Source organism: Leeuwenhoekiella parthenopeia, from assembly GCF_020782115.1.
Taxonomy (GTDB): domain Bacteria; phylum Bacteroidota; class Bacteroidia; order Flavobacteriales; family Flavobacteriaceae; genus Leeuwenhoekiella; species Leeuwenhoekiella parthenopeia.
In genome coordinates, this window is sequence record NZ_JAJGMW010000013.1 from 61,848 (window position 1) to 74,147 (window position 12,300).

The 12,300-nt window shown below is 42.8% G+C and carries 9 protein-coding genes; 1 reads left to right on the forward strand and 8 read right to left on the reverse strand.

Annotated elements, in window-relative coordinates:
* Positions 1–2 precede the first annotated feature (2 nt).
* Entirely contained in the window at positions 3–1,187 is a 1,185-nt protein-coding gene (locus tag LLW17_RS11040) for a THUMP-like domain-containing protein (protein WP_228230321.1), read from the forward strand.
* On the opposite strand, the gene LLW17_RS11045 is transcribed toward LLW17_RS11040, so the two are convergent.
* The 8 genes from LLW17_RS11045 to LLW17_RS11080 form a co-directional block, all read right to left on the reverse strand.
* Positions 1,184–1,753 carry a biliverdin-producing heme oxygenase gene (locus LLW17_RS11045; RefSeq protein ID WP_228230322.1) on the reverse strand — a complete coding sequence of 190 codons (570 nt, stop codon included), beginning with the start codon at positions 1,751–1,753 and terminating at the stop codon, positions 1,184–1,186. The two genes, LLW17_RS11040 and LLW17_RS11045, sit on opposite strands and share 4 nt — an antisense overlap.
* Entirely contained in the window at positions 1,710–2,297 is a 588-nt protein-coding gene (locus LLW17_RS11050) for a response regulator transcription factor (protein WP_228230323.1), read from the reverse strand. The genes LLW17_RS11045 and LLW17_RS11050 overlap by 44 nt, the downstream gene beginning before the upstream one ends.
* Before the next feature lies 1 nt (position 2,298).
* Entirely contained in the window at positions 2,299–2,709 is a 411-nt protein-coding gene (locus tag LLW17_RS11055; protein ID WP_228230324.1) for a response regulator, read from the reverse strand.
* A 9-nt stretch (positions 2,710–2,718) separates the two neighbouring features.
* Complete coding sequence (locus LLW17_RS11060; protein ID WP_228230325.1) at positions 2,719–4,929, reverse strand: ATP-binding protein; 2,211 nt, start codon at positions 4,927–4,929, stop codon at positions 2,719–2,721.
* Between the two features lie 6 nt (positions 4,930–4,935).
* Positions 4,936–8,562: a chemotaxis protein CheB gene (locus LLW17_RS18995; RefSeq protein ID WP_228230326.1), complete on the reverse strand. Its 3,627-nt coding sequence runs from the start codon at positions 8,560–8,562 to the stop codon at positions 4,936–4,938.
* 203 nt (positions 8,563–8,765) lie between these two features.
* A complete protein-coding gene (locus LLW17_RS11070) occupies positions 8,766–9,848 on the reverse strand; it encodes a 3-oxoacyl-ACP synthase III family protein (RefSeq protein ID WP_228230327.1) in 1,083 nt (360 codons plus the stop codon).
* A 222-nt stretch (positions 9,849–10,070) separates the two neighbouring features.
* A complete protein-coding gene (locus LLW17_RS11075) occupies positions 10,071–11,792 on the reverse strand; it encodes an efflux RND transporter periplasmic adaptor subunit (protein WP_228230328.1) in 1,722 nt (573 codons plus the stop codon).
* 10 nt (positions 11,793–11,802) lie between these two features.
* A complete protein-coding gene (locus LLW17_RS11080; RefSeq protein ID WP_099646745.1) occupies positions 11,803–12,285 on the reverse strand; it encodes a DUF305 domain-containing protein in 483 nt (160 codons plus the stop codon).
* Positions 12,286–12,300: the final 15 nt, after the last annotated feature.

The window sequence follows — 12,300 nt, forward strand, 5'->3', positions numbered from 1 at the left end:
ATTTGAATTCCCTGATTTTAAAACCTGAGGTACAGGCTTATCTCAGGGAGCATTTAAATCTTGATTCGGCTACTTTAGCCTTAAAAGGAAGTCCTTTTGAAGGAATAACCGGCGCTGAACTTGCCCAGCAACTTACCGGTATGCAAAAGACCCAGAAAAAACTTCCGGTCTGGTTTGAAACTTCAGAAATCTTTTATCCACCCAAATTAAACCTGGAGCAGACTTCTTCCGAAGAAACGGCTGCATATAAAGCTTCCTTATTTGAAGGCGACACCCTTGCCGATTTAACGGGAGGTTATGGTGTAGACGCCCTGGCTTTTTCGAAGTCTTTCAAAAAAGTATATTACTGCGAACGTAATGAGGAGCTGACCAAACTGGTTCAACACAACTTTAAGCAACTGGGCGCTCCCCAAATAGAGGTAAAAACAACAGACAGTATCCAATTTTTAAACGAAACCGCTGTAGATTTTGACCTCATCTATGCCGATCCTTCCCGCAGGAATGAGCGTAAAGGAAAGGTTTTTATGCTTGCAGATTGTGAGCCCAACATTCCGCAACATTTAGATTCGATTTTCAAAAAAACTAATCGGGTTATGGTCAAAACGAGTCCGTTGCTCGACCTGCAAGCCGCAGCTCAGGAGCTGAGACACGTTAGCGAAATTCATAGTGTGGCTCTAAAAAATGAAGTGAAAGAATTGCTGTTTATTTTAGAACCCGCTGCAAATTCGCGGACGTTTACAAAAATTGCGATCAATCTGGATAGCGATTATCCCGAAGCGATAAGCCTAAGTACCGATGAAGAGCAGCAGGCAACCGCCCAATACGACAAACCCCTCGAATACCTCTACGAACCCCATGCGGCTCTTATGAAACTGGGAGCCTTTAACTGGATTGGTCAACATTTCAATCTGGCTAAACTGGCTGCAAACACGCATTTATACACTTCTTCTGAGCTGCTGGAGTTTCCCGGAAGACGGTTTAGGATAGAACGGGTTTTAGCCTATTCTAAAAAGCTTTTGACGAAAGAATTTAAGAATCAAAAAGCCCATATAACTACCCGCAATTTTAAAGAAAGTGTTTCGGCGATTCGGTCTAAATTCAGGATACAGGATGGTGGGGATACCTATTTATTTTTCACCACGCTTGAAGACGGAAAAAGCCAGGTGATCGAGTGCCGAAAAGTTTAAATAAGCGTATACGATTCTTTAAAAATTCCAAAGCCGAGATGCGCACCGGCAACAGCAGCCTCCAGTTCTTCAGGCGTATATTCGCGGTCTGAAACAGCAGCCTTAAAATCCTGCCAGCGCTGCATTACCTCCTGAACCTTTTTACCAAAAAAATGATGATCCAGATCTGCATCCAGTTTTGAGCAGGACTCCAGGTTTTTGCGTATGAGCAAGCCGCCCAGCATAGAGCCTTCGGCCACATAGATCATACCCAGAAGTGCGGGTGCCGACAGCTGCCGGCTTTCAAAAGTAGGAGGTGTTTCAGCGCTATACCCAAGTTGCAGTAAATCGCGTTTTAAAGCAAGGGATTTAGAGCCGTCTGCAAAAGGTTTTAAATGTGCGGGGAGTTGCGCCTTATTTTGATCTAAAAAACCGTCGATACCGGTATAGGCATACCAGTTTTGTTTTAGTAAATCGAGGTATTGAGCCGGGGTTATAGAATGATCGAGAATAAATCGTGCGAGATTATCCTGCTCGGTTTCTTTATGAAGTACTGTTGTTTGCGTCTTTAAGTGGTCTAAAATCATAACCGGTTTTGAGTCGTTTTAAATCTTCCTGTATTTTAAGCATTCCTTCCCGGTGAGACATATTTTCTTTGGAAAAGTTTTCCAGAAAAAGTTCAATATCCTTAACCAGCCGTTTGCTTTCCAGGATTTTCTTACGCACGGGGTGTACCAGGTGACCATTGTTTGTTATGGCATTAAAATACGGCTCCAGACGCTTGTGGAGGTTGCTGATATTCTTCTTAAGTATAAAGCCCGAAGCACCATTCAAAATGGTATCGGCGGCCAGTTCTTCATCATTAATGGCGCCGGTTACAAACAGAAAAGTAACCGAAGGAGCAATCTCCTGCGCTTCTTCAAGTACCTCGAGACCCGAACAGGTAGGCAGCTTGTAGTCCGACAGGATAAGGTCTGGGGTGTTAGCAGCAACCGAGCTTCTAAATTCATTCAGGTTTTTACACACCTCAACCTCAGCATTGGGATCTGCTTTAAAAATTTCACGCTTAATAAGTGTAACATCTGCCGAGTTGTCTTCAACCAGCAGTACTTTTAGGGTTTCTTGTGCCATTCTATCTGTTGTAAACAATCCAGTAATCCATCATAGCCGGCAGGGTCCTGCTCAGGTCTGTAAATGTTTTTGGTTTTTCAATATAACTATTTGCGCCTAAATGATAGGACAACTGAATTTCGTCTTCCCGGTCAGACGAGCTCAGCATCACCACGGGTATAGACTTGTATTCTTCAATTAATCTGATGTTTTTAAGAAGTTCAAGACCGTTTACTTTAGGAATTTTAATGTCTAAAAGTATAAGTCTGGGAAGCTCTTCCTTAAATTTAGTACTTCTTAAATACTGCAAAGCCTCTTCACCATCTGAAATGTATTTGATGAAATAATCTGGCATTTGCTTTTGAAAAATACGCTTCATCAGCGTAATATCATTCTCATCGTCCTCAACCGCTAAAATGTAATTAGATCTCATGGCAAAAATTTACTCCAAAGTAAATAAAAAGGTACTTCCCTTGCCCGGTGAACTTCTTACTTTTAGTTTTCCGTTATGCTTTTTTATGATACGTTTAACAATTGTAAGCCCTACGCCAGAGCCCGGATACTCCTTTCCTACCAGCCTGCTAAACAGTTTAAAGATGCGGGCGCGGTGACGCTCTGCATCAAAACCTATTCCGTTATCTTTTACAAAGTAGAATGGTTTTCCGTGTATATCCTCGACACCGATCTCAATCAGCGGTTTTTCGGCAGCTGCCGAATATTTTAAAGCATTGGTAAGCAGATTCTGCATTATCTGCGTCGTCATCTTGGGATCTCCATTGACTACGGGCAATGCCTCACTAATTTTGATTTCGGTTTTGGGAAAATCTCTGGACACATTTAAAAACCGCACCAGTTCCTCTGTAACCTCTTTCAATGAAAAATTAGTGCGCGATAAGGTAGCCTGAGTAACCCGTGAAAATTGAAGAATATCATCAATAAGATGATTCATTCGGTCTGCAGATTCGATAATCGTATCTACAGACGACTTCCCGAAGTCGTCGAGCACATCGCTATAATCTTCTTTTATGATTTGCGCAAAGCCGTCAATACCTCTGAGCGGAGCTCTTAAATCGTGCGCGACGCTGTAACTGAAGGTTTCCAGATCTTCGTAAGCACTTTGCAGCTTTCGGTTAAGCGCTTTAACTTCTTCGTACTTTTCTAAAATGATTTCAGAAATATCCTGCTTCAAAGCCTGCCCTGCGGCGATCTCATAATCGGCCCAGGGTTCTGAATGCCCGTCCTGTAAAACAGACCATTTGTCAAACGATTTTCGGGGCGACAACCGCACGTCATCTTCCAGAATCACCGGTTTTTCGGGATTACCGGCCCAGTTTACCGTTTCGAGCTTTTCAGTCTTAAACCAAATCAAGGCATCCTTGCGGGCAGACGACAGAAAAATGCAAAACACTCCGGAAGCTTTCGCCTTAAGGGCTTCAAACTCTTTAAAATCTTTGCCTAATGCGTTAGAGTAATAAAAATTATCTTCCAGATCTGATCTGGAAAGCGTTTTTATCAGTTTTTTGATCTCCTCTTCATCAGGTGTCTGCCCTATGGTTCTAAGTTGCCCATCGAGCAAAACTGCCCCTCCCTGAGCGTCAGTAACCTGTAACATGGTATAGTCTCCATGAACCAGACCATTTAAGACATCCCAGTCCTTGCTTATTTTTTCGAGCAATTTGTTGCGCAAAACCGCGCTCTCATTCACTTTAAGTAAGGCCTTATTTGCCGAAGACAAAATGATGCGGCTCGATAGGACCTGCGTAAGGTATTTACAGGATTGTCTTTTGTAATAACTTATAAATTTTGGCGCATTGTGGTGACAGGCGATAAGGCCCCATAAATTGCCTTTAGAAATTATAGCCGCCGTAAGCGAAGCGCTTACTCCCATATTCTCCAGATATTCAATATGAATGGGTGAGGATGCCCGGTACTCGCTATGGGTAAGGTCTATAGGATTCTTCTGCTCCTCGCCCGATAAAGCCTGTATGGGTACCGGTTTACTCTTGACATCGGCAATAATGCGTACGCCCTGCTTTAAAAATAGTTTCCGTGCCTGCTGCGGAATATCTGATGCAGGATATCGCAAACCCAGCCAGGACTCCATATCCGGTTCCTTTTCTTCAGAAACTACAATTCCGTCCCAATTTTCATCAAAACGATAGACCATTACCCGGTCGTAGTCGTAATATTCCTTGATCAAACTTGCCGTAAGATCGCACATCTCCTGCTCGCTCTCTGCAGCATTGAGTTCGGAAACTATGGTAGAAAGGTAGATCTGATGTTTATACGGGTTTTCTTCGGTCTGCAAGGGCTCCAGCTCTAAAACCAGATTGCCGGCGTGTTTATGCGCTATCAACAGAAAATGCTTTTCGTTAAAAAGTACCTTTTGAGGTATGGCCTTTTCTTCATCTTCAAGTTCTGCACAAACCTCAAGCGTTTCAGCATCAAAAAAAATGGAAAGCTTTTCGCCTAAAACATCCTTGTCTTTGTCTATCAGCTCGTGAATATTCTCGCTGCAATACTTTATATGATGGGACTCTGCATCTGCCGCGATGAGATAGCCGCAGGATTGCAGTTTGCCCAATATGTGTATGGGCTCTTTATCACAATTGGTTAGTGTAACTTCTTTAGGATATAAGGAAGAATTCCCCATAGAATCTTAGCGCTTAATCTTGAAGTAAAACGTACTGCCCTGACCAAATTGCGAGTCAACCCAGATTGTACCTTCGTGTAATTTTACAATCTTTTTACAGTGAGCGAGCCCTACTCCGGTACCTTCATACTTTTCTTCGGTGGGTACTCTACCAAATATTTTAAAGATCGCTTCCAGATCGTCTTCTTTTATACCTATACCATTATCCTGAATGGAAAAGGTATGATACTCTTCATCAGAAAAGGATGAAATACGTATGGAAGGGCTGGTATCTTTTTGACGGTATTTCAGCGCGTTACTTATAAGATTCTGAAACAATAAACGCAGTTCGGTTTCAAAAGCCATCACTTTAGGCATTTTACCCACGCTTATTGTTGCCTGAGCCTCGCGGATACTGCGGTTGAGATCATACTTAACGACTTCTATAAGTTCTGTAACGTCAACTTTAGATTTTTCCAGATCTTCCCCAATGCGACTGTGCTCCAGAAGTGCTTTGATCTGCTCTGCCATACGTCCCGAAGCTTCGTGAATATAACCCAGGTACTCCTTTCCTTTTTCGCTGAGTTCACTGCTGAATTTCTTACTCAAGAAATCACTACTGAAGCGTATGGTTGAAAGCGGTTCCTGCAGGTCGTGCGAACAAATCGAAACAAACTGTTCTAAATCTGCATTGATGCGCTGCAGGTCTTCTTTTTGCTTCTGCAAGGCTTTCTGGGCATTTTTCAGGTCGGTTATCCCCATAAGGGTACAGCGCCATTGTTTGCCTTTACCTCCGTTTTGATCGGGCAGTAAATCTGCATTGAATAAAATATCAATGTGCTCGCCGGTATTGGTCTCGAGAGCCAACTCTACGTTTGAGATACTTCCTTTTTTCTCCAGTTCGTCAAGCAGGGCTATGGCCTTAACCTTGGTTCGCTTGGGATAGAATTCAAATATTGAGCGCTCCAGCACTTCCTCTTTTGCTGTAAAGCCTAAAGTCTGAACAAAGAGTTTATTACATTCAGTTATCTTACCGGTATGTGAATTTATGGTCACATGCATTACCGGATCATCCTCATAAAAGGCTTTGAACTTTTCTTCACTCTTACGCAGGCGTTCCTGAGACTGCTCGACTTTGTGAATATCAATAAACGTAATAACCACACCATCTATGCTTTCATGGCTGGTTATAAAAGGAGAGATACGTTGTAAAAAGTAGCGCCCGCTCTTGCTTTTTATACGCTTTTCAAAAACCTGACCGCTTTCCATTACCTTGCGCGAATTATCGACGATGGTTTCGCGTTTTTTAATTCCGAAATTGGCCACAAAGTTTTCAATAGAGCGACCTATGTCCTGTTTTACCAGGTGAAAATGTTCCCGTACTGCAGGCGTAAATTTTCTGATTATCAAATTACGGTCAAGAAACACCGTACCTATACGGGTGCTGTCGAGCAGGTTATCCATATCGGCATTGAGCATCGCCAGATCTTCCATTTTCTCAATATGCTCTGCATTTACCGTATGTAATTCTTCGTTTACGCTTTGCAACTCCTCATTGGTGCTCTGTAATTCTTCGTTTGAAGCCAGCAATTCTTCATTAGAAGCCTGAAGCTCCTCGTTGCTGGTTTCGGCCTCTTCCAGAGCATTGCTGAGTTCGTATTGCGTCTCTTTAAGCTCTTCTTCCAGATCTGCAATGCGTTCCTGGGCAGACTTATGAAGGTCTGAGCGCTCTACGATGAGCGACTTATTTGATTCTCTATCCTGTTCTAATAAGGTGATGATGTAATTGTTTTCACCATCATTACTGCTGCTAAAAAGTGGCTTAACCAAAATATCCAGACGCGTCTTGATGTTGTCTTTTTCGTCTATAAGTTCTACATCCTTATAAAAAATCTGACTGTTCTTGCGCTTAGCCTTGGTAACCGAACTTTTTATGGCTGCACCCAGTTCTTTGGGAAGCATATCGATTAGGTTTGTTGTAAAACCTTCATCGGGCATCTGGGCATATTTCTTAAAAGCGCCCATTGCCTCAAGTATCGTATAATTACTGTCAATATAGACGCTGGCTGCGCCATACTGCTGAATAATCGCCTTGCTTATTTCTTCGCGCAAACGGCTAGACTGATCGCTGCCTTTTGACTTCAACTTACGCCCACCCTGATCAGATCTGGAGGCGTTGTAACGTTCTGATGTAGAACTCAATATTTCTGTTCTCAATCGGTCTGAAGGATCTATGTTTCGGTATATATTCCATTTACGGTCAATCTCCTCAAAAGAATCGCGGTGTGCACCCAGAGATTCGCTGGAACCCAGAGTTAAAACACCCTGATCAACCAATGCATAATGCAGTACATGTATAACCTTAGACTGTACATCATTTTGCAGGTATATAAGGAGATTACGACACATCACCATATCCATATTCTTAAATGGCGGGTCGTTTGTAATGTCGTGATTTGAAAAAATGATACACTTGCGCAGGTTTTCCTTAACGCTGAAGTTATCGCTTTGTTTTCTAAAGTATTTATTAACCCGTTCTTTTGAGAGATCACTCAGTACATTTTCTGAATAAACACCTTTACTGGCAATATCTAAATGATCCTGAGATATGTCGGTCGCAAAAATCTTCAGTTTGATGTCTTTACCCTGCTTGGCTATTTCATCTAAAAAAAGAATCCCCAAAGAATACGGTTCTTCTCCGGTACTGCAGCCTACATCCCAAATTTTCAGGGTATCTCCCGATTGCTTTTCAGCTATGATTTCAGGAACTACCTGCTGTTCAAGAATCTCCCATACCTTAAAGTCCCTGAAGAACTTGGTAACACCTATGAGAAACTCTTTATATAATATTTGTACTTCTTCTTTGTTTTCTTTCAAATACTGGTAATAGGATTCGAGTGTTTCGAGTTTAAGAACCCGCACCCTTCTTCCTATTCTGCGGAGTAAAGTAGGTCTTTTATAGAGACTGAAATCCAGTGCTGTTTCGGTTTTAAGAACCAGCAGGATTTTTTTAAGCAACTCTTCATCGTATTGAAAAAGTTCTGCATCAAAACCTATACTGCTTTGTGCCTCAAAGTAATTAGACAGTTCGTCACTTATACGCTCAACGGGTACGATATAATCTACAAGACCAGTTTTAATGGCGTTGCGGGGCATTCCGTCAAATTTTGCCTGCTCGGGTTGTTGCACCATAACGACGCCGCCCTTTTCCTTGATCGCCTTTACGCCACGCGAACCATCGCTGCCGGTACCACTCAAAATAATACCCGCGCAATGCTCTTTGGCGTGATTTGCTAATGACTCGAAAAACAAGTCAATAGGCAGGTTTAAAGTTTTGTCTTTTGGTTTGGGAAGCAATTTAAACAGACCGTCTTCGATGACAAGATTGTTTGTTGGCGGTATCAGGTAAATGCAGTTTGACTTGATCTCTCCCCCATCTTCGATAACTTCGATAGGAATTTTGGTATTTTTACCCAATAACTCAGCCATCAGACTTTTATGGTCCGGCGACAGGTGCTGCACCACGATATAACTGTAAAGAGAAGCCGTGGGAACATTATCGAAAAAATCATTAAGCGCCTGCAATCCTCCGGCACTGGCCCCAATGCCCACAATTACATGAACTGCTTTTTTTACGTTATTATTTGAGGTCACCTGCTTAAATTACGTTTTAAATTTACTTTGCTTAAGAGATAATATTATCAATAATAATGCACTATCCGCCAAACACCCAAAAATAATTTATTACAAGGAATAATGAATGCATTATGTTAAGATTTAAGAAAACCTTAAGAATTGCAATTATTAGTAATAATATAATTTCTATATGCTATTCAAAAAAAGCAAAAAAGGATAATTTAAAACTGATAAACTGCTGCGTTGATGTTCATCCCTGCTCCTACTGAAGCAAAAACGACTACATCTCCGGGATTGATTTTCTGATTTTCTACCGAACCTTTAAGTATAAGGTCTAATAAGGTTGGTACTGTTGCTACCGAAGAATTCCCGATCCACGAAATAATCATAGGCATTACCCCTTCAGGAACCTCATCCTGACCGTAGAGTTTGTATAGTCGCTGTATGATTGCATCGTCCATCTTACCATTTGCCTGATGAATAAGAACCTTACTCACTTTTTCAATACCCAGCCCGGCTTTATCCAAACATGCTTTTATAGAAAGTGGCACGGTCTCCAGCGCATATTGATACAAACGTCTGCCGTTCATTTTGAGATACAAATCGGCCTCATTCTCCGGCGTAACGTTATAGGAACAGCCCATAGTGAGCATTTCGGCATAGCGATACGTGTCTGAACGGGTTTTATGAGCTAAAATACCCGTTGGGGCTTCACTTTCGCGCCCTTCAAGAATGGTGGCACCTGCACCATCTGCATAAATCATACTGTCGCGGTCGTGTAAATCAATCACCCGCGAAATGGTTTCGGCCCCTATCACCAGAATTTTTTGAGCATCGCCAGACTTAATGAAGTAATCTGCCTGTATCATCCCCTGTAACCAGCCGGGACAGCCAAAAGGCAAATCATAGGCCACGCAATCGGGGTTTTTGATCTTGAGTTTGTGTTTGACACGTGAAGCCAAAGCCGGAACCATATCGGTGCGGTTGGTACCTGCCTTAACATCCCCAAAATTATGAGCAACAATAATATAATCTAAAGTTTCCGCATCAATACCCGCATTTTTGATGGCTGATTCTGCAGCGAAAAAAGCGATATCTGAAGTGACCAAATCATCGGTCACATAGCGTCGCTCTTCAATGGTAGTGATCTCTTTAAACTTGTCTATGATATAGGCGTTATCCTTTTCGATCTTTTTACCGTTTGACTCATAAAACTCAAAACCTAAAAAATCTTCATTAGCTACCCGTTTTTCAGGTAGATAGCTCCCGGTACCGGTAATCACACTATAACGCTCTTTACTCATAAAATTTAATTTCTTCAAAGTGGGTCTTTGCTACACTTTTCCTGATACATCTGCTATGATGAATTGACGAATCGGTAAAATAGTGCTGCGTAAAATACAATCTATATTTTAATTAGGTATCAGCGGCTGTAAATTTTACAGTATTCAGACGTAACACTTTTATTTTAAAACACTGAATATCAAATATTAAAATTGATATTTCCCGTATTTTTCAAACCTGAATTATTGCCCAAAGGTTTCAATCACACTACCACATCCCAGCATCGCATCGCCGTAATACGGATTTTTAATTTGTTCGGAATCACTCAGCCACACCGCCCCTTTGTTTTCATTGGCCATTGGGCAACGCTGTAAAAACAATTTTTGATCAAAGGTGGAAGCGGCATTTACTAAAGCCGCAAGGTTCTCATTCAGGATCACAAAATGTTCCCGCTGATTTTCAAGCTGCGTATTATCTACCAAAGCATTCAGCATCTGAAGCAATTTAGAATAATGACTTTTCTCCATTTCCCCTAAATCTCCCGCCGAAACCTGCTGTAACTGCTGCCTGAATGTTTTCGCGGAAGCGCTAACCTGCGCAGCATCAGACGCGACAAAAGCATCTTTAAGCTTCAAATATGCCGGAATAGCCGCTTTAAGACCGGTCTCAAATTTTGCAGGGAGGCTCATATTCATCTCCATAGGTTTCTCACTTTCGGCGGCGTCTTTGCCGCCCATCATCGATTTTTTACCATTGAGCTGAGCAGCAGCATCAACGGTAAACGTACCGTTAACGACGATTTCTTCACCCGGCGCAAGTCCTTCAAGAATCGCGTAAGTATCTCCCTGTTTTGGGCCCAGGGTCACTTCGCGCATTTCAAAAACGGGCTCCGTGGGATTGGGTTTTACATAAACCAGCGAGCGCTCTCCCGTCCACATCACGGCAGTCGCGGGGATGGCAAGGGCTTCTGTGCCTGTACCCAACGCACCTTCAACCATGGCGGTCACAAACATACCCGGTTTAAACAAGTCTTCCCTATTGGTTAAGGTTGCACGTACGGTAACCGTACGCGTACCGGTATTGAGAATGGGATCTATAAACGAAATAACACCTTCAAAACTTCGACCGGGATAGGCGTTGGTCTGTATGTTGAGTTTTTGACCTTTTTTAAACAGACTTAACTGATTCTCGTAGGCGTCAAATTCTGCCCACACGCTGTTAAGATTACTCAGTTTTAGCAAAGGCTGACCCTGCTTCACATAGTCGCCTTCTGCAGCCATAACTTCGGTTACTGTACCGGAAACGGTAGCAAAAACCGGAAAATACTCCTGTACCTTGCCCAACTCTTCAATTCGGTTGATTTGGGCCTCAGAAAGCTTCCAGAGTTTTAATTTTTTACGTACCGCGTTGTAGAGAGCGGGTTGCGAACTCTTTAACGAGGCCGCGGTGATCAATTCCTGCTGCGCCGCTACCAGGTTAGGCGCGTAGAGGGTTGCCAGTTGCTGCCCGGCACGTACCTGCTGGCCTTCATAATTCATATTCAAGCGCTCTAAACGCCCGTCGAAATAACTGGACTGAACGGCGACTTCTTCGGCATTGGTCGCGATTTTACCCGAAAGGCGGATGCTGCCGGCATCTGCTTCGGTTTGATCGCCTATCACCAAAGTCTGAATATTGGCCAGTGCCAGGGCATTTTCGGTAAGCTTAAACTGATTGGCCAGCAATCCTGAGGCATTGGTTTCGGCAGGGATCAAATCCATCCCGCAAATGGGGCAATCGCCCGGCTCTTCCCGTAAAATCTGCGGATGCATAGAGCACGTCCAGAGTTGGTTTGCTTCAGCCTCACTGTGATCGTGCGCATCGGTCCCGGGAGCTTCAGCATCTGAACCTCCGAAAATGAAATACCCACCTGCCAGTCCCAGCACAAGCGCCAGGATAATAACTCCTATTGATTTTGTTTTCATAATTACGTTTTTATTCTGCAGCTTCCAGACGCTTAATCATCGCCTTCATCTCTGCAATCTCTTTTTCCTGAGCTTTAATAATTTCTTCTGCCAGTTTCTTTACTTCGGGATCTTTGATATCGGCCCGGTTGCTGGTTAATATAGCGATGGAATGATGCGGAATCATCGCTTTCATCCACGAAACATCTCCTATAGGTTTCTGCGCTCTTACTAAATACAAGGCGCTGCAAAAAACCACCAGACTTCCTATCAAAATAGCTGCATTTTTAAGCTTATGCGTGTACATATTCAGCATAAACAGCAGCATAATTACTGCCATTGTACAAATACCCAATAAGGACATATAAAAGCGGGTAAGGCTAAAGTAAACGTGGTCTATCTCGTAGGTATTTAAATACATCGTGATGTACATCGCTGCGAAAGAGCAGGCCAGCATCAACAGGAATTTGGTATAGGCTTTCGGTTTGGTGTGCGAGTCGTTAGTCGTTTTCATTGGTTTTGAATTAGG

Bases quoted from the DNA above. Each gene is read 5' to 3' on its own strand.
- LLW17_RS11045 (WP_228230322.1), bottom strand. From the start codon at position 1,753: ATGATTTTAGACCACTTAAAGACGCAAACAACAGTACTTCATAAAGAA.
- LLW17_RS11050 (WP_228230323.1), bottom strand. From the start codon at position 2,297: ATGGCACAAGAAACCCTAAAAGTACTGCTGGTTGAAGACAACTCGGCA.
- LLW17_RS11055 (WP_228230324.1), bottom strand. From the start codon at position 2,709: ATGAGATCTAATTACATTTTAGCGGTTGAGGACGATGAGAATGATATT.
- LLW17_RS11060 (WP_228230325.1), bottom strand. From the start codon at position 4,929: ATGGGGAATTCTTCCTTATATCCTAAAGAAGTTACACTAACCAATTGT.
- LLW17_RS11070 (WP_228230327.1), bottom strand. From the start codon at position 9,848: ATGAGTAAAGAGCGTTATAGTGTGATTACCGGTACCGGGAGCTATCTA.
- LLW17_RS11075 (WP_228230328.1), bottom strand. From the start codon at position 11,792: ATGAAAACAAAATCAATAGGAGTTATTATCCTGGCGCTTGTGCTGGGA.
- LLW17_RS11080 (WP_099646745.1), bottom strand. From the start codon at position 12,285: ATGAAAACGACTAACGACTCGCACACCAAACCGAAAGCCTATACCAAA.